This window comes from Roseomonas sp. F4, from assembly GCF_053891155.1.
Genome location: NZ_JBSSHK010000002.1, coordinates 429,768 through 450,553, shown reverse-complemented (window position 1 = coordinate 450,553; position 20,786 = coordinate 429,768). Strand labels below are relative to the sequence as shown.

The 20,786-nt window shown below is 71.7% G+C and carries 21 protein-coding genes; 9 read left to right on the top strand and 12 right to left on the bottom strand.

Features of this window, described 5'->3' with window-relative positions; translation table 11 throughout:
* Window positions 1–19: 19 nt before the first annotated feature.
* From ACVFYP_RS09530 to ACVFYP_RS09520, 3 genes are all read left to right on the top strand, one after another.
* Complete coding sequence (locus ACVFYP_RS09530; protein WP_499199934.1) at window positions 20–2,098, top strand: methyl-accepting chemotaxis protein; 2,079 nt, start codon at window positions 20–22, stop codon at window positions 2,096–2,098.
* A gap of 83 nt (window positions 2,099–2,181) precedes the next feature.
* Window positions 2,182–2,994, top strand: coding sequence for a M48 family metallopeptidase (locus ACVFYP_RS09525; RefSeq protein ID WP_499199933.1), 813 nt, complete (start codon window positions 2,182–2,184; stop codon window positions 2,992–2,994).
* Window positions 2,995–3,053: 59 nt separating this feature from the next.
* The gene (locus ACVFYP_RS09520; protein ID WP_499199932.1) at window positions 3,054–3,575 is read left to right on the top strand and encodes a biotin transporter BioY; all 522 of its coding nucleotides are present in this window, start codon (window positions 3,054–3,056) and stop codon (window positions 3,573–3,575) included.
* Window positions 3,576–3,626: 51 nt separating this feature from the next.
* Here the strand turns inward: ACVFYP_RS09520 and ACVFYP_RS09515 are convergent, their stop codons facing one another.
* Both ACVFYP_RS09515 and rnhB read right to left on the bottom strand, forming a co-directional pair.
* A complete protein-coding gene (locus ACVFYP_RS09515; protein WP_499200468.1) occupies window positions 3,627–4,715 on the bottom strand; it encodes a site-specific DNA-methyltransferase in 1,089 nt (362 codons plus the stop codon).
* 66 nt (window positions 4,716–4,781) lie between these two features.
* Window positions 4,782–5,417: a ribonuclease HII gene (gene rnhB / locus ACVFYP_RS09510; RefSeq protein ID WP_499199931.1), complete on the bottom strand. Its 636-nt coding sequence runs from the start codon at window positions 5,415–5,417 to the stop codon at window positions 4,782–4,784.
* Window positions 5,418–5,533: 116 nt separating this feature from the next.
* Here rnhB and prfB point away from each other — a divergent pair, with 116 nt between their 5' ends.
* Complete coding sequence (prfB, locus tag ACVFYP_RS09505; protein WP_499199930.1) at window positions 5,534–6,664, top strand: peptide chain release factor 2; 1,131 nt, start codon at window positions 5,534–5,536, stop codon at window positions 6,662–6,664.
* 32 nt (window positions 6,665–6,696) lie between these two features.
* Here prfB and ACVFYP_RS09500 read toward each other — a convergent pair whose 3' ends face one another.
* The 10 genes from ACVFYP_RS09500 to mbhE all read right to left on the bottom strand — a co-directional run bounded on the left by ACVFYP_RS09500 (window position 6,697) and on the right by mbhE (window position 17,460).
* Window positions 6,697–7,941: an NAD(P)/FAD-dependent oxidoreductase gene (locus ACVFYP_RS09500; protein WP_499199929.1), complete on the bottom strand. Its 1,245-nt coding sequence runs from the start codon at window positions 7,939–7,941 to the stop codon at window positions 6,697–6,699.
* Between the two features lie 126 nt (window positions 7,942–8,067).
* Window positions 8,068–9,396 (bottom strand): sigma-54-dependent transcriptional regulator, encoded by a 1,329-nt coding sequence (locus tag ACVFYP_RS09495; protein WP_499199928.1) that lies wholly within the window; start codon window positions 9,394–9,396, stop codon window positions 8,068–8,070.
* The gene (locus tag ACVFYP_RS09490) at window positions 9,393–10,844 is read right to left on the bottom strand and encodes a sensor histidine kinase (RefSeq protein WP_499199927.1); all 1,452 of its coding nucleotides are present in this window, start codon (window positions 10,842–10,844) and stop codon (window positions 9,393–9,395) included. Before ACVFYP_RS09490 ends, ACVFYP_RS09495 begins: the two co-directional genes overlap by 4 nt.
* 49 nt (window positions 10,845–10,893) lie before the next feature.
* On the bottom strand, window positions 10,894–12,204 hold the full coding sequence (mnhG, locus tag ACVFYP_RS09485) for a monovalent cation/H(+) antiporter subunit G (RefSeq protein ID WP_499199926.1): 1,311 nt from the start codon (window positions 12,202–12,204) through the stop codon (window positions 10,894–10,896).
* Window positions 12,201–12,497: an MrpF/PhaF family protein gene (locus ACVFYP_RS09480; protein WP_499199925.1), complete on the bottom strand. Its 297-nt coding sequence runs from the start codon at window positions 12,495–12,497 to the stop codon at window positions 12,201–12,203. Before ACVFYP_RS09480 ends, mnhG begins: the two co-directional genes overlap by 4 nt.
* A complete protein-coding gene (locus ACVFYP_RS09475; RefSeq protein WP_499199924.1) occupies window positions 12,494–12,820 on the bottom strand; it encodes a Na+/H+ antiporter subunit E in 327 nt (108 codons plus the stop codon). Before ACVFYP_RS09475 ends, ACVFYP_RS09480 begins: the two co-directional genes overlap by 4 nt.
* Window positions 12,817–14,343, bottom strand: coding sequence for a proton-conducting transporter transmembrane domain-containing protein (locus tag ACVFYP_RS09470; protein WP_499199923.1), 1,527 nt, complete (start codon window positions 14,341–14,343; stop codon window positions 12,817–12,819). Before ACVFYP_RS09470 ends, ACVFYP_RS09475 begins: the two co-directional genes overlap by 4 nt.
* Complete coding sequence (locus ACVFYP_RS09465) at window positions 14,343–14,765, bottom strand: NADH-quinone oxidoreductase subunit K (protein ID WP_499199922.1); 423 nt, start codon at window positions 14,763–14,765, stop codon at window positions 14,343–14,345. The genes ACVFYP_RS09470 and ACVFYP_RS09465 overlap by 1 nt, the downstream gene beginning before the upstream one ends.
* A gap of 4 nt (window positions 14,766–14,769) precedes the next feature.
* A complete protein-coding gene (locus tag ACVFYP_RS09460) occupies window positions 14,770–15,186 on the bottom strand; it encodes an MnhB domain-containing protein (RefSeq protein WP_499199921.1) in 417 nt (138 codons plus the stop codon).
* A gap of 3 nt (window positions 15,187–15,189) precedes the next feature.
* On the bottom strand, window positions 15,190–17,460 hold the full coding sequence (gene mbhE / locus ACVFYP_RS09455; protein WP_499199920.1) for a hydrogen gas-evolving membrane-bound hydrogenase subunit E: 2,271 nt from the start codon (window positions 17,458–17,460) through the stop codon (window positions 15,190–15,192).
* A 240-nt stretch (window positions 17,461–17,700) separates the two neighbouring features.
* Here mbhE and pqqA point away from each other — a divergent pair, with 240 nt between their 5' ends.
* The 5 genes from pqqA to pqqE are packed head-to-tail and all read left to right on the top strand — an operon-like array spanning window position 17,701 to window position 20,783.
* Window positions 17,701–17,811, top strand: a complete 111-nt coding sequence (gene pqqA, locus ACVFYP_RS09450; RefSeq protein ID WP_499199919.1) for a pyrroloquinoline quinone precursor peptide PqqA — start codon at window positions 17,701–17,703, stop codon at window positions 17,809–17,811.
* 23 nt (window positions 17,812–17,834) lie between these two features.
* Window positions 17,835–18,737, top strand: a complete 903-nt coding sequence (pqqB, locus tag ACVFYP_RS09445; RefSeq protein ID WP_499199918.1) for a pyrroloquinoline quinone biosynthesis protein PqqB — start codon at window positions 17,835–17,837, stop codon at window positions 18,735–18,737.
* The gene (pqqC, locus tag ACVFYP_RS09440; protein WP_499199917.1) at window positions 18,734–19,465 is read left to right on the top strand and encodes a pyrroloquinoline-quinone synthase PqqC; all 732 of its coding nucleotides are present in this window, start codon (window positions 18,734–18,736) and stop codon (window positions 19,463–19,465) included. The genes pqqB and pqqC overlap by 4 nt, the downstream gene beginning before the upstream one ends.
* Window positions 19,462–19,719, top strand: a complete 258-nt coding sequence (gene pqqD / locus ACVFYP_RS09435; RefSeq protein ID WP_499199916.1) for a pyrroloquinoline quinone biosynthesis peptide chaperone PqqD — start codon at window positions 19,462–19,464, stop codon at window positions 19,717–19,719. Before pqqC ends, pqqD begins: the two co-directional genes overlap by 4 nt.
* Entirely contained in the window at window positions 19,716–20,783 is a 1,068-nt protein-coding gene (gene pqqE, locus ACVFYP_RS09430) for a pyrroloquinoline quinone biosynthesis protein PqqE (protein WP_499199915.1), read from the top strand. Before pqqD ends, pqqE begins: the two co-directional genes overlap by 4 nt.
* Window positions 20,784–20,786 lie beyond the last annotated feature (3 nt).

Genomic DNA, 20,786 nt, shown 5'->3' with positions numbered 1-20,786 from the left:
AAGACGAGCCGGAGTCCACATGCGGATCAAGACCCTTTTCACCCTCGCGATGCTGGGTATTGCAGCGGTAGGCGCGGTGGTCGGCGGCACCATGTCGTATGACCAGTGGCAGCGCAGCCTCCGCGCCGAGCAGGCGAGCGGCCTGACCGAGGCCGCCACCGGATTGCTGCGACTGACCGAGAAGCTGGTCATCGAACGCGGCAACTGGGTGATCCGCATGAATTCCGGCCCGGTCGACGCCGCCACGCTGGCGCGCCTGACCGCCATCGAGGCCGATACCGATGCGGCGCTGACCGCCGCCATGGCCGGCCTCCGCCAATCGGGCCACGCCGCGATGGAGGCGCATAAGCGCCCGCTGGAGGCGATGCCCGCCACCCTGGCCACGCTGCGCGCCGCCACCCGCGCCGCCGCGCAGCAGCCGATGGCCGAACGCGCGGCCGCCACCCGCGCCCGGCCGCAGCAGGTCTATGACGGCCTGCTGACAGAGATCACCGCGGCGCTGGATTCCAGCCATCGCGGCATCGCCATGCTCGGCGGGGGGCTGGAGACGCTGGTCCAGGCCGCGCGGATGGTCTGGGACCTGCGCGATGCGGGCAGCCGCCAGATCGTCGCCATCGCCACCGCCCGCGGCAATGCCCGCGCCCTGACGCCGGCGGAGCTGGAAACCATCGCCGGCGCCGGCCGGGTGCTGGAGACGGGCTGGCGCCAGGTGCGACAGCTGGCTGGCCTGGTCGGCAATCCGCCCGGCCTTGCCGCGGCGATCGACGATGTCGAGCGGCGCTTCTTCGGCGAAGCGGCCGGCAAGGTCCGCGAGTTGATCGCGGCCGGGCGGGTCGGCGGTACCTATCCGATGGACGGCGACGCCTTCACCGCCTTCGCCACGCCGTCCTTGCAGATCCTGCTGGAAGTGCGCGACGCGGCGCTGGCGGAGGCCGCCGGGCTGGCCGCGGCGCAACAGGACGAGGCGCAGGCGACGCTGGCCTTCAACCTCGGCATGGTCGCGCTGATCGGCCTGCTGCTCGCCGGGCTCAGCCTGCTTCTGGTGCGCCGCGTGGTGGTGCCGATGGTGCGGCTGACCGGCACGGTGCAGGCGCTGGCGCAGGGCGACAACAGCATCTCCGTGCCCGGCCGTGGCCGCGCCGACGAGGTGGGCGACATGGCGGAAGCGATCGAGGTGCTGCGCCAGAACGCCGAAGCGGCGCGCCAGGCCGCCGCCACCGCCGCCGCGGAGCAGGAAGCCAAGACCCGCCGCGCCGAGGCCACCCAGGCGCTGGTGGCGCAATTCGAGGCGCAGGTCGCCACGGTGCTGGAAGCCGTGGCCGGCGCCGCCGCGCCGCTGGACGAGACCGCGGACCGGCTGGGCCGCGCCGCCGGGGATGCACGGGAACAGGCGGAAGGCATGGCCATTGCCGCCGGCGCGGCGTCGGAGAATGTGCAGACCGTCGCCGCCTCCGCCGAGGAACTGGCCAGCAGCATCGCGGAAGTGGCGCGCCAGGTGGCGGACAGCGCCCGCATCGCCCAGCGCGCCGCCGTCGATGCCCGCACCACCGACGCGGCCATGGCCGGGCTGGCGGAAGTGGCGGCGCGGATCGGCAATGTGGTGGGGCTGATCCAGTCCATCGCGGGCCAGACCAACCTCCTGGCGCTGAACGCCACGATCGAGGCGGCGCGCGCCGGCGATGCCGGCAAGGGCTTCGCCGTGGTGGCCGGGGAGGTGAAGGCCCTGGCCGCCCAGACCGCCCAGGCGACAGAACAGATCGGCGCCCAGATCAGCGCCATGCAGGCCGAGACGGGCCGCGCGGTGGAGGCCATTCGCGGCATCGGCCGCACCATCGAGGATCTGTCCAACATCGCCACCCAGGTGGCGGCGGCGGCCGAGCAGCAATCCTCCGCGACGCAGGAAATCGGCCGCGCCGTGGCGGAAGCCGCGACCGGCACGGACCAGGTGACGCGCCGGACGGCGGAGGTGATGCAGGGGGCCGAGGCCACCGCCGCCGCCACCAGCGGGCTGCGCGACGCCTCCGCCGGGCTGTCGCGCCAGGCCGATGCGCTGCGCGGCCAGGTGACCGGCTTCCTCGCGGCGATCCGCGCGGCCTGACCGGAAACGCATCATTCCGGAGGGATTGAAGAAAGCCGGACCCGCATGCCAGCCTGCCAATGCGAATTGGCTATGGGTGCGTGATGGCGGGACGGCGCTTCTTCTGCCTGGGTCTGGGCGCCGCGCTCTGCGGCTGCGGTGGGGCGGTGCTGCCACCGCCGCTGCCGCCCGCGGAGGCGGTTTCCCTGGCGGCTTCCGAGGCCGCGCAGGACAGGGTCACGCCGCGCCGCGTCCTGGCCACCGGCGAGGTCAGCGCCACGCTGCAACGCATCTCCCGCCGGCTGAACCCGCCGGCGCTGGAGGTGTGCCGGGAGATCGGGCTGAACCGCTGCGACTGGTTCGTCCGTGCCTCCCGCAGCACATCGCTGAACGCGGCGGCGGGCAGCGATGGGCGGGTGGAGATCAATCGCGGCGTGCTGGAATATGCCCGCAGCGATGATGAGGTGGCGCTCGTCATGGCGCATGAAATGGTGCATCACGCTGCGGACCATGTGCGGCAGAGCGCCACCAATCGCGATGTCGGCGCGACGATTGGCGGCACGCTGATGGGCGCCCTGGTCATCGCCGGGGCCCTGGCGGGCGGGCGCAGCTCCGCCGCCCGGAATCGCCGCGACATCGAGGGGGCGGGACACCTCGGCGGCCGTCTCGGCCAGCTGAGCTTCAGCCGGGAGCAGGAGCGGGAGGCCGATCATCTCGGCGCGCTGATCCTGTACCGCGCCGGCTACGACCTGGATGCGGCGCGCGGCTTCCTGCTGACCATGGCGCGCCTTTCCGAGCGCCGGGAGAGCGGGATCTTCGACAGCCATCCCGCCGGGCCGGAACGCATCGCCGCCTTCGACCAGACCGTGGCACAGCTTCGCGCGACCCAGGGACGCATTCCGGTCCGGCCGAGCTGACTGGACAGCTTGGGCGCGCGGCGCCAAACCGGCGCGGAAACGCTTCGGAGTCCGCGACCATGGCCATCGCCCTGACACCCACCCGCCCGATGCTGCGCTTTGCCGGGATCGCCCTGCTGGGGTCCTGGCTGCTGGCGGCCTCCGCCCAGATCAGCCTGCCGATGTGGCCGGTGCCGGCCACCATGCAGACGCTCGCCGTGCTGCTGCTGGGCGCGCTGGGCGGGCCGGCGGCGGGTTTCGCCGCCGTCGCGGCCTATCTGGCGCAGGGCGCCATGGGTCTGCCGGTCTTCGCCCATGGTACGGGTGGGCTGGCCGTGATGGCGGGGCCGACGGCGGGCTATCTGCTGGGCTTCCTGCTGGCGGGCTGGCTGTCGGGCTTCGCGCGCGGGCTGGATGTGTGGCGCCAGGGCGCGGTGCTGCTGGCCGCGCATCTGCTGATTTTCGTGCCGGGCGTGGCCTGGCTGGCCGGCTTCACCGGCTGGGCGCGCGCCTTCGAGGTGGGCTTCCTGCTGTTCCTGCCCGGCACGGTGGTGAAGACGGCGCTGGCCTGGGCGCTGCTGCGGGCACTGAACCGGCGCTAAGCGAGGGCCACCTTGTTGCAGGCGGCCCGATACGCCGCCTGCGCCGGCCGCTCAGCCACCCTGCGCCACGATCTCCTGCCGCAGCTCGTCGATCAGCCGCAGACGACCGTCGCGGGTTTCGACGTGCCAGAAGGTCCAGCCGTTGCAGGACGGCGCCGCCTGAAGCGCCGCGCCGACCTTGTGGATGGAGCCGACCGCTTCCCCGCAGCGCAGCGTCGCATCGGCGCCGACCACGGCGCGCCAGCGGCGGTTGCGGTCCACCAGGGTGCTGCCGGCGGGCACCAGCCCGCGTTCCACCAGCACGCCGAAGGCGATGCGGGGCTGTTCGCGCTTGTTCGGCAAGGCGAGCGCGGCGCTTTCATCCATCGGCACGATGCCGTCCAGCCGTTCCATCGAGGCATCGCGATAGACCGGGTCCTGCTCGATTCCGATATAGCGCCGGCCGAGCCGCTTGGCGGCGGCTGCGGTGGTGCCGGTGCCGGAGAAGGGGTCCAGCACGACCTCCCCCGGCGCGGTGCAGGACAGCAGCACGCGGTGCAGCAGCGCCTCCGGCTTCTGGGTCGGGTGCAGCTTGGCGCCATCAGCGCCGCGCAGGCGTTCGCCGCCGGTGCAGAGCGGAAAATACCAGTCGCTGCGCATCTGGATGTCGTCGTTCAGCGACTTCATGGCGGCGTAGTTGAAGCGGTAGCGGGACTCTGGGCCGCGCGCGGCCCAGATCATCGTCTCATGCGCATTGGTGAAGCGCCGGCCCCGAAAGTTCGGCATCGGGTTGGCCTTGCGCCAGACTACGTCGTTCAGGATCCAGTAGCCGAGGTCCTGCAAGGACGAGCCCAGCCGGAACACGTTGTGGTAGCTGCCGATCACCCAGATCGTGCCATCCTTGCGCAGCACCCGGCGGCATTCGCTCAGCCATTCGCGGGTGAAGGAATCATAGGCGCCGAAGCTGGCGAACTGGTCCCAGGCATCGTCCACCGCATCGACCAGGCTGTCATCCGGCCGGCGCAGCTCCCCCTTCAATTGAAGGTTGTAGGGTGGATCGGCGAAAATCATGTGCACCGAGGCCGGCGGCAGGCGCTTCAGCACCGAGATGCAGTCGCCGAGCAGCACCTCGTCCAGCGGCAGGTCGAGCCCCGTCCCCATCGTTACGCCACGCACCCCCTCGATTCGCGAGCTGCAAGATGCGCGGCGCCGAGTCGCGCCGTCAACTCAGATACTTGGCGGGGTCAGTTGCAGGAAGAACTGATCCACCGGGGCGAAGCCCCGGCGGTGATGCGGGGTGGGGCCGAGACGGGCCAGGCAGTCCCGGTGCTCGGCGGTGGGATAGCCCATATGGCGGCCGAAACCCCAGCCGGGAAAGCGCGGGTCCAGCCGCGCCATGGCCCGGTCGCGGGTGACCTTGGCGAGGATGGACGCGGCGGCGATGGACAGGCTGATCGAATCCCCGCCCACCAGGCAGCGCACCGCCCAGGGCGAGGGCGGCGCGCGATTGCCGTCCACCAGCACCAGGTCGCAGGGCGCGCGCAGGCGCCGCAGGGCGCGGGCCATGGCGAGATGGCTGGCATGCAGGATGTTGAGCCGCGCGATCTCCGCCACGCTGGCGGCGGCGATGGCATATTCCAGCCGGCCCAGCCGGGCGGCGGCCAGCAGGGCGGCATAGGCGGCGTTGCGGCGTGCCAGGTTCAGCTTCTTGCTGTCATCCAGCAGGGCCGCGAGATCGGCATCCGGCGGCCCGACAAAGACCACGGCGGCGGCCAGCACCGGCCCGGCCAGCGGACCGCGCCCGACCTCATCTACCCCGGCGACCCGGCCGCCGCATTCCGATTCGTGGCTGTAATCCGGCATGGCGCGGTTATAGCCTCCCGCGCCCGCCGTCCAAGCCGTTCAAATCCGCCGGCCCGACCGGGCCGGCGATGCGCCGCGTCTCGACAGCCGCCCGGCTCGGCCCTAGGTAACCCGCCATGCGCGCCGATGCCGAGAACCTGAAGACCCAGATCGCCGAGGGCCTCGCCCTGCTGCGCGCCCATCTCAACTGGGATGAGGCGCTGCGGCGGTTGGAGGAGCTGAACGCCAAATCCGAGGACCCCGACCTCTGGAACAAGGCGGATGCCGCCCAGGCGCTGATGCGGGAACGCAACCGCCTGGCCGCTCAGATCGAGGGCGTGCAGGCGCTGGAGCGCAATGTCGCCGATGCGCTGGAGATGATCGAGCTGGCGGAGGCGGAGGGCGACGTCGCCATCGCCGATGCCGCGGTCGCCGACCTCAAGACCTATGCGGCCGAGGTGAAGCATCGCGAGACGGAAAGCCTGCTCTCGGGCGAGGCCGACCAGAACGACGCCTATCTGGAAGTGAATGCCGGCGCCGGCGGCACGGAGGCCCAGGACTGGGCCGAGATGCTGTTGCGCATGTACACGCGCTGGGCGGAAAAGCGCGGCTACAAGCTTTCCCTCACCGAACAGTCGGACGGCGAGCAGGCGGGCATCAAGTCCGCCACCATCCAGGTGACCGGCGACAATGCCTTCGGCTGGCTGAAGACCGAGACAGGCGTGCACCGCCTGGTCCGCATCAGCCCCTTCGACGCCGCGGCCCGCCGGCAGACCAGCTTTGCCAGCGTCTATGTCTATCCGGTGATCGACGACCGGATCGAGATCGAGATCAATCCCGCCGACCTGAAGACCGACACCTTCCGGGCGTCCGGCGCCGGCGGGCAGCACGTGAACAAGACCGAGTCGGGGGTGCGCTTCACGCATATTCCGACCGGCGTGGTCGCGGCCTCCACCCAGGACCGCAGCCAGCACAAGAACCGCGCCATCGCCATGGAGATGCTGAAGGCGCGGCTCTATGAGCTGGAGCTGCGCAAGCGGGAGGCGATCAGCGACGCGGTGGAGGCCGGCAAGACCGATATCGGCTGGGGCCACCAGATCCGCAGCTACGTGTTGCAGCCCTACCAGATGGTCAAGGACCTGCGGACCGGTGTGGAAAAGGGCAATCCCGCCGCCGTGCTGGATGGCGAGATCGACGACTTCATGGCCGCCGCCCTCGCCCAGCGCGTCGGCACCACCCGCTCCGAGGCCAGCGCCAAGGCGGATTGAAGCGCGATGACCGAAGGCGCGAAGGCGCCCGGTCAGGCGAAGCGTTCGGCCCGGTAGGGTTCGGGCGCGACGAAGGGCGTTTCGCCCGTCATCATCTCCGCCAGCATCCGGCCCGTGGTCGGACCCAGGGTCAGCCCCTGATGGGCATGGCCGAAGGCGCACCAGGCCTGGGAATGGCCCGGCAGCCGGCCGATAACCGGCAGCATGTCCGGCATGCAGGGGCGCACGCCCATCCATGGCGTGTCCTCCACCCGGTCGGCCAGCGGCAGCAGGCCGCGCGCCACCGGCTCCGCCCGTTCAAGCTGCACCGGCGTGGGGTCGGCGTCCGTGGCGGCGAATTCCGCGCCGGTGGTCAGGCGGACGCCCGCGCGCATCGGCGCCAGCAGGAAGCCGCTCTTGGTGTCCAGGATCGGCCGGTGCAGCACGGCATTGCCGCGCAAGCCGTAGTGCATGTGGTAGCCGCGCTTGCCGAACAGCGGCGGCGCATAGCCGAAGCGGGAGGTCAGCTTCACCGCGGCGGCGCCGAGCGCGATCACCACCTCCTCCGCCTCCACCGCGCCCTCCTCCGCGATCACGCGCCAGCCCGCGCCCTGGCGCGCCAGCGTCATCGCATCGCCGCGCAGGATGCGGCCGCCGGCCTGGGTGAATTGCGCGGCGTAGCTCAGCGTCAGGGCATGCGGGTCGCTGACCGACAGCGGATCGGTCCAGTGGATCGCCCCCTCCCGTTGCACAAGCAGATGCGGCTCGGCGGCCGCCAGCGCCTGGCTGTCCAGCGCGGCGAAGTTCACGCCGTGGTCGCGATGCGCCAGTTCGGCCTCGGCCAGCGCCGCCGCCATCTGGGCGGGCGTCGCATAAAGCCGCATCCAGCCGATCGGCCGCAGCAGCGCCATCGCCTCCGTGCCCCGGGCGATGGCCAGATGTTCATCGAGGCAGGTCTCGATCAGCGCGGCATGGGCGGCGGCGGCGCGCGCATAGCGCGCCGGTTCCGAATGCCACCAGTAGCGCAGCAGGGGTGAGGCGAAGGACGGCAGCGCGGAGGGGTGGTAGGAGACATCGACGGCGCGATTGCCCGCCACGCGCAGAATCTCCGAAAACTGGCGCGGGAAGGGATGCGGGAACACCGCCTCCCGCTGGATCAGCCCGCCATTGCCGAAGGAGGCGCCCTCGCCCGGCCCCTGGCGATCGAGCAGCAGGACATCCCGCCCCCGCCGCTGAAGGTGCAGCGCGACGGAGACGCCCACCATGCCCGCACCCAAAACCAGAACCGTCCCGGCCATCCGCACTCAGCCTATCTGCCACTGCGTAACTTCGCCGGTTCCCCGGGGCCAGGCAACCGCGGCTCCGAGCTTTGCTTGATCGCGCGATTCAGACATTTCGGCGATCTCGCCTCAAGTCATCGCGCTCTACCCCTCCCCGCCCAGCCCCAAGGCCCGCATGCGCTTCCATAGCGTGGTGCGGGACACGCCGAGGCTGCGCGCGGCTTCGGACCGGCTGCCACCGGCGCGGCGCAGCGCCTCCTCGATGGCGCGGCGTGTGGCCTCGCCCAGCGCGCCTTCCAGCGATTCGTCCGTGACGGCGGGCGGCGGTTCCAACTCCCGCTCCGGGAACAGGTCCATCGGCGTCAGCGCCTCCGCATCGGCCAGGGCGGCGGCGCGCTCAATGCGGTTGCGCAATTCGCGCACATTGCCGGGCCAGTCGTGATCGGCCAGGGATGCCAGGGCCTCCGGCGTCAGACGGCGCGGACCCAGGCCGAAGCGCGCCACCGCCTGGTCCAGCAGCAGCCGCGCCAGCCCGGCCAGATCTTCCGGCCTCCGGCGCAGCGGCGGCACGGCGACGGTGATGACGGCAAGGCGAAAATACAGATCCTCCCGGAAGCCGCCCGCGCGCACCCGGGCGGGCAGGTCAGCATGGCTGGCACAGACGATGCGCGCGCCAAAGGGGCGTTCGGCGGCGGCGCCGACCGGCAGGAAGACCCGTTCCTGCACCAGCCGCAGCAGCTTGGCCTGCAACTCCGGCGGCAGCTCCGCCACCTCGTCCAGCAGCAGCGTCCCTTGCCCGGCGCGTTCCACCAGGCCGGCATGGCGCGCCACCGCGCCGGTGAAGGCGCCGCGCTCATGGCCGAACAGCGTGCTCTCGGCCAGGTCGCGCGGAATGGCGGCGCAGTTGATCGCGACGAAGGGCTGCGCTGCGCGGGCGGAGGCCGCGTGCAGGAAGCGCGCCGCCACCTCCTTGCCCACGCCGGTCTCCCCGGTCAGCACCACCGGCACATCGACGCGCGCCGCCTTGCGCAGTGTCGCCTCCACCGCCCGCATGGCGGCGGAGGTGCCGAGGCCGGGCGGCGCCGCCTCCGACTGCGCCGGGGGCGCGGAGGCCAGCGCGGCGGCCAGCGCCTCCACCAGCCGGTCCACATCCACAGGCTTGGTCAGGTAGTCGCGCGCCCCGGCGCGCATCAGCCGCACCGCCTGCGGCACATCGGCGAAGGCCGTCATGAAGAAGGTGGGCAGGGCGCCGACCTCCGCGACCAGGCGGCGATAGACCTCTTCGCCGGAAAGGTCGGGCAGGCGGATGTCGCTGAGCACCGCATCGGGGCGCAGCTGCGCCGCCTCCCGCAACGCTGCCTCCCCGGTCGTGGCGAGCCGGGGGCGAAACCCCTCCAGCCGCAGCCGCTGCAGCAAGGCGGGGCCGAGCAGCGGGTCGTCCTCCACGATCAGCACGCGCTTGGATTCGCTCATGCGGCGTTGTCCCCGCTGCCGGGCGGGCTGGCCAGGGGGATGCCCAGGCGGATCACCGTGCCGCCGGCGGGGCCTTCCTCCACCGCCGCCCGCGCCGCCAGATGGCCGAGCAGGCCGACCACCACGCCCAGCCCGAGCCCGCGGGACCGCGTGGCGCCGGCCTCGCCGCCGGCCAGCCGCGCCGCCTCCGCCGCCCCCAGCCCGCTGCCGCCATCGGCGATCTCGCAGACCAGCTCAGCCTCCGTCAGGCGCACGCGCAATTCCACCACGCCGCCGGGGGGTGTCGCCTCGCAGGCATTGAGCAGCAGGTTCAGCAGCACCTGGCGGATGCCGGAGGCACCGGGCGCCAGCTCCCCCTCCGGCAGGTCGAGCGCCACGGTCAGCCGCACGCCGCGCCGTTCCGCCGCCGGGCGGACCAGCAGGGCCAGATCCTCCAGGTCACGGCGGGTCAGGCGGTGGTCCTTCTCGGGCCGGTACAGGCCCAGGGTGCTGGTGACGATCCGGTCCAGGGCGGCGATCCCGCGTTGCAGGAAGTCCAGCGATTCCGTCCGCACCGTGGCATCCGCGCCGAAGCGGCGCAGGGTGGAGACCGCCGTGGCCAGGCCGCCGAGCGGATTGCGCACCTCATGCGCGATGGTCGCGGCCAGCCGGCCCAGCGCAGCGGCCTGTTCGCGATCCGCCAGCTCCGCCGTCAGTCTTTCCCGTTCCCGCACCCCATCGGCCATCTGGTTGTAGGCGCGCAGCACGGCCGCGCTGCGGGGGTCGGCCTGCGCGATCAGCTCCTCCGGCAGGCGCATCGGCAGCCGCTGCGCGCCGCCCGACAGCTCCGTCACCAGGGCGCGCAACGGCCGGCCGAGCCGGTGCAGGGCCAGCCAGGTCAGCAGCGCCGCCAGCCCGGCCAGGGCCAGGTCCACCAGCACGACGATCCAGGACAGCCGGCGCCGCGCCTCCAGCACCGGGGCGATGTCGAGCGCGGCGACCACCCGGCCGGCCGGCCCATCGCGGCCCCGCACCTGCCGCCCGGCCCAGGCGGTGCCGGTGGCCTCATCGATCCGCAGCTCGTCTCCCAGGGCAGCGGCCATTGCCTCGGTCAGGCTGTCCTCGCCATGGCGGGCGATCAGCGTGCCGTCGGGGGCGAAGGCGAACAGCGCGCGTTCCTCCACCCCACGCTGTTCCGCGAAGGCGCGGGCGAAGCGATCGGCGACCTGGAGGGGATCGCGGGCCTCGATCGCCGCCTGCGTGCTGGCGGCGATGCCATCCAGATAGACCTGGCCGAGCTGGCGCAACTGCCGGTCCTGCTGCCGGTTGGTGACCTGCAGTGCCACCTGGGTGGTGCCGACCGCCACGGCGAAGACCATCACGCCCGCCGCCACCGGCAGCCGCAGCGCCGGGGGCAGGACGGGCGGCCGGCGCGTGGCGCCGCCGGCGGCGGAACGGTCGGCGGTCACGGTGGCGGAAGGCTCCTGCTGCCGGGCGACCCTGCCCGCCCGGCGCGACTCAGGGCAAGAGCGTGAGGGGCACCGTTTCGGCCGCCGTCTCGAAGGCACAGCCGCGGAGACTGTCGAAGAAGCCGCCATGCCGGGTGGAGAGGCAGGACATCACCGCCAGGTCGAAATGCGCCAGCGTCTGGCGCAGCTCATCCACCTCGAAATCCAGATCCACCGAGCGGCGGACGGACACGCGCCGCCCATGCGCCCGCAGCAGATCCGCCTGGGCGGCGACCATGGCGGCGACGCCGGCGCGGTCATCGGCCACGGGCAGGATGGCGATGGCCGCCTGCGGCCAGAGGCCGCTGCGCAGCAGCCCGGCGGCGAGCCCACCGCAGCGTGCCGAATGGCCGACCACCAGCACTACGCCCCGCACCCGTTCCGGCCGCTGCCGCACCCGCAGCACCGGCACCACCCGGGCACGGGCGAGGGAGGCCGCGATTTCCATGCCCAGCTCACTTTCCGTGCCATGCGGGCCGATGCCGGCGGGCAGCACCGCCAGGTCATGCCCGGCCAGCAGGCGGCTCAGCGCCCCGGCCTCCGTCTCCTCATGCCGGGCCACCACGTCGAGATCCGGCGCGGCGGCGGCCAGGCGCTGGAACTCATCGAGGGCGGCGGCGCAGTTCTGGCGGATCTGGGCGCGGCTGCGCGCGGCCAGCCAGTCGGCCCAGAACACGCCGCCGACCGGCAGCGGCCCCTGCCAGCTGCGCGGTTCCAGCCCCGCGCCGGACAGGCCGGTGAGTTGGGCGCCCGCGGCGCGGGCGACATCCAGCGCGGCGGCCGTCGCCTCCCCCTGCGCGGGGCCACCCAGCAGGCAGCACAGCACGCGGCGGATCGTCGTGGCTTCGGCGACGGGACCGGGCAGATCGGCCGTGCGGGCCGGCCGGCGGAATTCCGGAACAGTGGACATGGCATCATGGCTCCCCAGCGGTGGCCGGGGCGGCCTCGGACGGGCCGCGCGGCCTGGATCGATGTCGAAGACATGGCGGTCGAGCACCCCGGCCAGCGCGTCCGCGACGCTGTCGGGACCCAGCGGCGCGCCGGCCACATAGGCGGCCCGCCCCAGGGCGTGGGAGGCGAGCGGGGCGGTGAGGAGCAGGAAGAGCATCGCCCCGAGGCTGGTCAGCAGCGCCGCGGTGGTGCCGAAGGCCAGGCCGGCGCCGAGCAGCAGCAGCCCGGCCCCCACCACGCCCGCCTTGGCGGCGGCATGCATGCGGCTGAACGGGTCCGGCAGCCGCGCCACGCCCAGGGCGGCCAGCGCCACCACGCCAGCGCCACCGACCAGCAGCAGGGCGGCCAGTATTTCCCGCACCGCGCTCATTCCGCCGGCTCCGGCGCCTGCTTGCGGCTGGCGCGTTCCAGCAGCCGCGCGAAGGAGATGGCGGCGAGGAAGCCGACCAGCGCGATGCCCAGCGCGATGTCGAGAAAGGCCGCATGCCCGGCCAGCAGCGCCGTCAGCCCGGCGGCGCAGACGCCGATCAGGCCGAGCATGTCGGTGGCGATGGCGCGATCCGCCGAGGAGGGGCCGACCAGCAGCCGCCAGGCGACCGGCACCAGGCCGAGCGCGACGAGAAGGCCGGCCAGGCTGGCGGCCCAGAAGATCAGGTTGCTCATGGCAGAACCTCCCGCGCTCGGGCTTCGAGGGTGGATTTCATGCCGGCGATGGCGGCCGCATGATCCGGCGCGTCCAGCACATGGACGTAGAGCGTGCGGCGGTCGGCGGAGACATCCAGGCTGGTGGTGCCCGGCGTCAGCGTGACCATGTCCGCGAACAGCGCGATGCCGCCATCGGAGCGGACATCGAGCGGCACGGCGAGGATGGCCGGGCGCAGCCGGTCCGGCCGCCCCAGCACGGCGCGCATCGTCGCCCAGGTGGAGCCGGCGAGTTCCACCACGAAGGTCAGCGCGACATGCAGCCAGGCGAGGATGAGTCTCATGGCAGCGTCTCCGCAAGCTGGAGGGGTTGCGGGCCTAGCACCGCGGCGATGTAGCCCTGCCGGTCCAGCAGCGCCTCGGCGGCGGCGAGGGAGAAGGCGGCGAAGGGCTCGGTCCAGAGGCCGATCAGCAGCGTGACGCCGCAGAGCAGGACGATCGGCGCGAAGGTCGCCACGCGCTGGCCCAGGCCCCACTCCTCGGGCGGCGGCACCGCCTCTGGCGCTGCCTTCCAGAAGGCCTCGTTCCAGATCTTCACCATGGAGTAGAGCGTCAGCAGACCGACCGCGAGCGCCACGAAGGCCAGCAGCCAGGCCTCCGCCTCCAGGCTCGCGCGGATGACGACCAGCTTGCCCCAGAAGCCCGAGAGCGGCGGAATGCCGGCCAGCGACAGCGCGGGGATCAGGAAGGCCAGCCCGAGCAGCGGCCATTTGGCCCAGAGGCCACCCATCCGCAGCAAAGCGAAGGACCCGCCGAGCTGGCGCATGGCGCCGGCGACCAGGAACAGGTTCGCCTTCACCACGATGTGGTGAATGATGTAGAGAACGCTACCGGCGATCGCCAGCGGCGTCATCAAGGCGAGCCCCACCAGCATGTAGCCGATCTGGCTGATGATGTGGAAACTCAGGATGCGCCGCACGTCGTAATGCGAGGCCGCGCCGAGCACGCCGACCACCATCGTCGCCATGGCGACCCCGCCGAGGATCGGGCCGAACAGCGCATGGTCATGCGCGAAGACCAGCGTGAAGACGCGGATGATGGCGTAGACGCCGACCTTGGTCAGCATCGCCGCGAAGATTGCCGCCACCGGCATCGAGGCGGTGTGGTAGGAGGCGGGCAGCCAGTTGAACAGCGGGAAGACCGCGGCCTTGGCGCCGAAGGAAATCAGCAGCAGCATCGCCACCGCCGCCAGCGCGCCCTGATTCTCCACCGTCGGCGCGACGCGGGCGAGGTCCGCCAGGTTCAGCGTGCCGGTCAGGCCGTAGAGCAATCCGACCGCCAGCAGGAAGAAGGTGGTGCCGACCAGGTTCAGCATGACGTAGCGGATGCCGCCGTCGAGCTGTTCCTTCGTGCGGTCCAGCACCAGCAGGCCGAAGGAGGCGATCAGCATCACCTCGAACCAGACATACAGGTTGAACAGGTCGCCGGTGGAGAAGGCGCCGCAGACGCCGGCCAGCAGCGCGTGGAACAGCGGCTGGAAGCCGGCGCGGTCGCGTTCCTTCGCGCCCGGCCCCATGGCGTAGACGGCGACCGCCACGCCCATCAGCCCGGTGATGACCAGCATCGCGACCGACAGATGGTCCACCACCAGCGTGATGCCGAAGGGCGCGGGCCAGTTGCCCATCTGGCCGACGACCATGCCACCCGACAGCACCTCCATCAGCAGCCCCAGCGTGGCGGCCAGCAGGGCGACGGCGGCGACAAGACCGATGATGCGCTGCGTCACCGGGCGCGACCACAGCGTGGCGGTGATGGCGGCGGCCAGCAGCGGAATCAGGATCGGCGCAACCAAAAGCATCTGGCGCATCACACCACCTCCCGCATCGGCGGCACTTCGGGACGCGCGGCGATGGGCGGCACGGTGGTGCGCGGCGCCGCGGCCGGTGGCTCGGCCTCCTGCATCTCCTCGGCGCTGGCGGTGCCGAGGACGGCATGGGCGCGCATGACGAGCACCAGCGCGAAGGCGGCCAGGCCGAAGCCGATGACGATGGCGGTCAGCACCAGCGCCTGCGGCAGCGGATTGGCCGCCGTGGCCACCAGCCCCTGCGCATCGGCGGCGACCAGCGGCGGCGTCATGGTGCCGATGCGCCCGGACGCGAAGATGATGAGATTGGTGGCGGTGCCCAGCAGCACGAAGCCGAGCAGCCCGCGCGGCAGGTCGCGCGCCAGCAGCAGATAGGCGGCGGCGGCGACCAGCACGCCGATGGTGAGGCAGATGATGATGTCCATCGGCTCAGTCCTCCGCCACCAAAGCGAAGACCATGGCGGTGATCGTGCCGATCACCGTCAGATAGACGCCGACATCGAACAGGATCGGTGTGCCCAGCGGCAGCGTTACGCCGACATCGGGGAACCACCAGCGATGGGTCAGGAAGCCCGCCTGCGGGTCCAGCCAGGCGAACAGGCCGCTGGCGGCGGCCAGGATCACGCCCGCGCCGCACCAAGTGGCCGGCGCCAGGCGCATCGCCCGCAGCGCCGCCGCCTGGCCGCGCGCGATGGCGTAGAAGACCAGGCCGGAGGCCGCCACCAGCCCGCCGACGAAGCCGCCGCCGGGATCGTTATGGCCGCGCAGCAGCAGGTACAGCGACACGACCATGGGCAGCCACAGCAGCAGCGGCGCCGAGACGCGAAGGATCAGTGAGGCGTCCATGTCTCAACTCCCTGCCCGAAGGCCGCGCGCGGAGCTGCGCAGCAAGGCGATCACCGCGAAGGCGGCGATGGCGAGCACCGCGATCTCGCCGAGCGTGTCGAGCGCGCGGAAATCCACGAGGATGACGTTCACCACATTGCGCCCATGCCCGCCGGGTACGCTGTTGGCCCCGAACCACTCGCCCAGGCGCGGGTCGAAGGGCGCGGCGAGCACCGCCATCAGCAGCAGCGCCACCGACAGGCCGAGCGCGCCGGCGATGGCCGCATCCGCCCGGCGCTGGCCGCCCGTCCGCGCATCCCGCGTGCGCAGCGGCAGGCGCGTCAGCACGGTCGCCAGGATGACGACCAGCAGCACCTCCACCGTGAACTGCGTGAGCGCGACATCGGGCGCGCCGAAGGTGAGGAAGGCGAGCGCCGCGCCGAAGCCGACCAGGCCCATGGCCATCACCGCCGCCAGCGTGTCCCGCGCCATCGCCGCCGCCACCGCGCCCAGCGCGATCACCACGAAGATGCCGGCGCGCGCATCCAGCGGCGCGCCGCCGGGCAGGTCCAGCCCGCCGCGCGCCAGCAGCACGGCCAGCGGCGCGAAGGCCGCGACCAGCAGCAGCAGGCGCATATAGCCGCGCAGGCTGCCGTGCTGCACGGCGCGGGTTGTCGCATCGGACCAGGCGATCAGCCCGGCCAGCGCCTTGTCATAGCCACGCGCCGGGCCGAAGCGTTCCAGCGCCGCGGTGCGGTGCAGGCGCGGCCGCATCCGTTCCCAGAGATGAAGCAGCAGCAGGCCGAGCGCGATGGTGGCGGCGCTGAGCGCCAGCACCGGCGTGAAGCCGTGCCAGAGCGACAGCGCCACGTTGGCGGGCGTGCCGAGAATCGCCGCCACCGCGCCATCCACCAGCGCCGTGCCGAGCAGCGAGGGCATCACGCCTGCCACCAGGCCAAGGCCGGCCAGCAGGATCGGCCCGGCCAGCATGGCCATGGGCGGGTCATGCGGCTTCGTCGGCGTTGCCCGCGGCGGGCCGAAGAACAGGCGCCAGGAGAGCAGGCCGGCGACGGCGACCATGGCGGCATTCACCAGGAAGCTCATCGTCGCCACCACGCCGGCCATGCCGCCCGCATCGAGCTTCACCTCATAGACGATCTCCTTCGCCACGAAGCCGACGAAGGGCGGCAGCCCGGCCATGGAGAAGGCGGCGAGCACGGCGGCGATGGCGGTGATCGGCATGGCGCGGCGCAGGCCGCCCAGCGCGCTGGCATCGCGCGTGCCCGTCTCATGATCGACGATGCCGGCGATGAGGAACAGTGCCGCCTTGTACAGCGCATGCACGATCAGGAAGGTGACCGCCGCCGTGGCCGACAGCGCGGGCGCCAGGCCGATCAGCAGGGTCAGCGTGCCGAGCGAGGTGACCGTGGTCCAGGCCAGCACGCGCTTCAGGTCGGTCTCGCGCAGCGCCATGAAGGCGCCGATCGCGGCGGTGACCAGGCCGGCCCAGGTCAGCAGGTCCTGCCACAGGGCCTGGTTCTGATAGACCGGGTTGAAGCGCGCCAGCAAATAGATGCCCAGCTTCACCATGGTCGCCGAATGCAGATAGGCGCTGACCGGCGTCGGCGCGGCCATCGCATTGGGCAGCCAGAAATGGAACGGGAACTGCGCCGACTTCGTGAAGCAGCCGAGCACGATCAGCAGCATCGCCGGTACCGCCGCCGGATGCGCCAGCACCGCATCCCGCGCCGCGAGGATGCCGCTGAGGCTGGTGGTGCCGGCGGCGAGCGCGACCAGCACGAGCCCGGCCAGCAGGGCCAGGCCGCCACCGCCGGTGACCAGCAGCGCCTGCAAGGCCGCCTTGCGCGCCCCCGGCTTCTCATGGTCGTAGCCGACCAGGAAGAAGGAGGTGATGCTGGTCAGTTCCCAGAAGATGAACAGGGTGATGACGTCATCCGCCGTCACCGCGCCCAGCATCGAGACCATGAACAGCAGCAGCAGCACGATCAGCCGTGGCAGCCGAGGGTCGCCTTCCAGGTAGCGGCCGGCATAGAGCAGCACCAGCGCGCCGATACCGGTGATGAGCAGCACGAAGATCAGCGACAGCCCATCGAGCCTCAGCCCACCGGCGATCCCGAGTGAGGGCACCGCCCAGAAGCCGCTGCGCAGCCCTTCCGGTCCGTCCATGCCCGGGGCCGCGAACAGGTAGATGACCAGCCCCAGCGCGGCGGCAAAGGCCGCCAGCGGCGCGGCGCGGGGCGCGCGCAGCATCGGGACGAGGAAGGCCGCGGCCATGCCGAGACCAAGCGGGAGCGTGAGGGCTAGAGCGGGCGACATGGCCCCGCCCAACCCAAGACCCGTGCCACTGCCCTTTTTATATTCACGTCAATGGTTTGGCCGAGGGAACCGTTGCCGCCGCGTTCACCGCCGCGAACATCGCGACGCTGCGGCGTTCACGCCCGCGAACATCACGCCGCGGTGCGTCCATCACGCCTTGAAGAGATATGACTGAGGCGTCATCTTCCCAAAGCTGGCATGCAGCCGGCACTGCGGAGGAGCACAATCATGGCCTGGAAGACCCCCAAGATCGTCGAGATTTCCCTCGCGATGGAAATCAACAGCTACGCCTCGGCCGAAATCGACTGAGACCACGGCCCGGAGCCGGACTCATGCTCCGGGTCATCGTGCTGGGCGCCGGTGCCGGCGGCGGCTTTCCGCAATGGAACTCCGCCGGCCCGGGCTGCCTTCGCGCGCGCGCGGGCGATCCCGCCGCTTTGCCGCGCAGCCAGGCCAGCATCGCGGTTTCCGCCGATGGGGCGCGCTGGATGCTGGTGAATGCCAGCCCGGATCTGCGCCAGCAGATCGCCGCGACGCCCGCGCTGTATCCCCGCCCAGGCACGCTCCGCAATTCCCCGATAGGCGCCGTGCTGCTGACCGGGGCGGAAGTCGATGCAGTCGCCGGGCTGCTCAACCTGCGGGAACGCCAGGCCTTTGATCTGCTGGGCGCGGCGCCGACGCTGGCCATGTTGGCGCAGAACCCGATTTTTGGCGTGTTGAACCCGGACTTCGTGCGGCGCCGGGCCATCAGCCTCGACCAGGCTTTTGACGTATTGGGCATTTCGGTCACCGCCTACGCCGTGCCGGGCAAGGTGCCGCTCTTTGCCGAAAGCGGTGGTGATCCCGGCGTGGCGGAGGATGGGGAGGCGGTGGGCCTGGCGCTGTCGGCCGGAGGCGGCACGCTGCACTACATTCCCGGCTGCGCGATGATGACGGACGCGCTGCGCGCACGCCTCGCCGGAGCGGATTGCGTGCTGTTCGACGGCACGCTGTTCGACGATGAGGAGATGATCCGCCTGGGCGCCGGCCCCAAGACCGGGCGGCGCATGGGCCATATGCCGATGACCGGCCCGGGCTCGACGCTCGAAGCCTTCGCAACCATCCCCGTCGCCCGCCGCGTCTTCGTGCATATCAACAACACGAACCCCGCTCTGCTATCCGACAGCCCGGAACGCGCGCAGCTTGCCGCCGCGGGCTGGGAGGTGGCGGAAGATGGGATGGAGATTCGCCTGTGAGCCTGCTGTCGCCCGAGGAGCTTGAGGCCGCGCTGCGCCGGATCGGGGAGGAGCGCTACCACATCCTGCACCCCTTCCATCACCTGCTGCATGGCGGGAAGCTCGACCGTGGGCAGATCCAGGCCTGGGCGCTGAACCGCTACTACTACCAGGCCTCGATCCCGGCCAAGGACGCCTCCCTCCTCGCGCGGCTGCCGACGCCGCAGCTGCGGCGCGAATGGCGCCGGCGACTGGAGGATCATGATGGCGACGGCACGCATCCCGGCGGTGTCGAACGCTGGCTGGCGCTGACCGATGGGCTGGGGCTGGATCGCGCCTATGTCGTCTCGCTCGAGGGCATGTTGCCGGCGACGCGATTCGCGGTAGATGCCTATGTGCGCTTCGTCCGGGAGAAGTCGCTGCTGGAGGCGATCGCCTCCTCGCTGACGGAGATGTTTTCGCCCGACATCATCTCCCAGCGCGTCTCCGGCATGCTGCGCAATTATGATTTCGTCACGGCCGAGACGCTGGCCTATTTCACGCCGCGCCTGACCCAGGCGCCGCAGGATGTCGCCTTCGCGCTGGATTATGTGAAACAGCATGCCGATACGGCGGAGAAGCAGCAGCAGGTGCTGGCGGCGCTGCGCTTCAAATGCGACCTGCTCTGGGCGCAGCTGGATGCGCTGCACTTCGCCTATGTGGCGCCGGCCCTGCCGCCGCCGGGCGCCTTCCGGCCCGGCGGGGCATGACCCCGCGCTTCCCGCGCGGCGTGCGCCTGCACCACGACCAGGCGCGGGCGCGCTGGGTGGTGATGGCGCCGGAGCGCATGTTCGTGCCGGATGAGACGGCGCTGGAAGTGCTGCGCTTGGTCGATGGCGCGCGCGACCTTGATGCCATCATCGATGCCCTGGCCACGAAGTTCGATGCGCCGCGCGAGGTCATCGCGGCGGATGTCTCCGCGATGGTCGAGGACCTGGTGGCGCGCGGCGCGCTGGCGCCATGAACGCGCCCCTCGCCTTGCTGGCGGAGCTGACGCATCGCTGCCCGCTGCGCTGCCCCTATTGTTCCAACCCCGTCGAGCTGACGCGCGCGAGCGGAGAGCTGACGACGGCGGAATGGACGCGCGTGTTCCAGGAAGCCGCGGCGCTCGGCTGCCTTCAGGTGCATCTCTCGGGCGGCGAGCCCACGGTGCGGCGCGACATCGTGGAGATCACGGCGGCGGCGCATCAGGCCGGGCTCTACACCAACCTCATCACCGCGGGCGTGCTGCTGGATGCGGCGCTGATGGCGCGGCTGGTGGCGGCGGGTCTCGACCATGTGCAGCTCTCGGTGCAGGACGCGGAGCCGGCGGGGGCGGAGCGCATCGGCGGCATGAAGGGCGCGATGCCGCGCAAGGAAGCGGCGGCGCGGCTGGTGAAGGAGTCCGGCCTGCCGCTGACGCTGAACGCCGTGGTGCATCGCCAGAACCTGCACAACCTGCCGCGTCTGATCGAGATCGCGCTGGCCTGGGGCGCGGGGCGGCTGGAAGTGGCGCATGTGCAGTATTACGGTTGGGCGCTGAAAAACCGCGATGCGCTGCTACCGACACGCGCTCAGCTGGATGATGCCACGGTGATCGTGGAGGCCGCGCGGCTGATGCATCGTGGCCGGCTGATGATCGACTATGTCGTGCCGGACTATCACGCGGCGCGGCCGAAATCCTGCATGGGCGGCTGGGGCAATCGCTTCCTCGGCGTGTCGCCGGCCGGGCGCGTACTGCCCTGCCATGCGGCGGAATCGATCACCGGCCTCGACTTCCCGAATGTACGCGAGACGTCGCTGCGCGCCGCCTGGGAAGACAGCGACGCCTTCAACCGCTTCCGTGGCACAGCCTGGATGCCGGCGCCCTGCCGGGGCTGCGAGCGCGCGGAGCGGGACTGGGGCGGCTGCCGCTGCCAGGCTTTTGCCCTGACCGGCGATGCCAATGCGACCGACCCGGCCTGCGTGCTGTCGCCACATCACGACCTGCTGGCCGCCGCGGTGGCGGAAGCCGGGACGGTCGACTTCCGCTATCGGGAGTTCAGCTGAGTC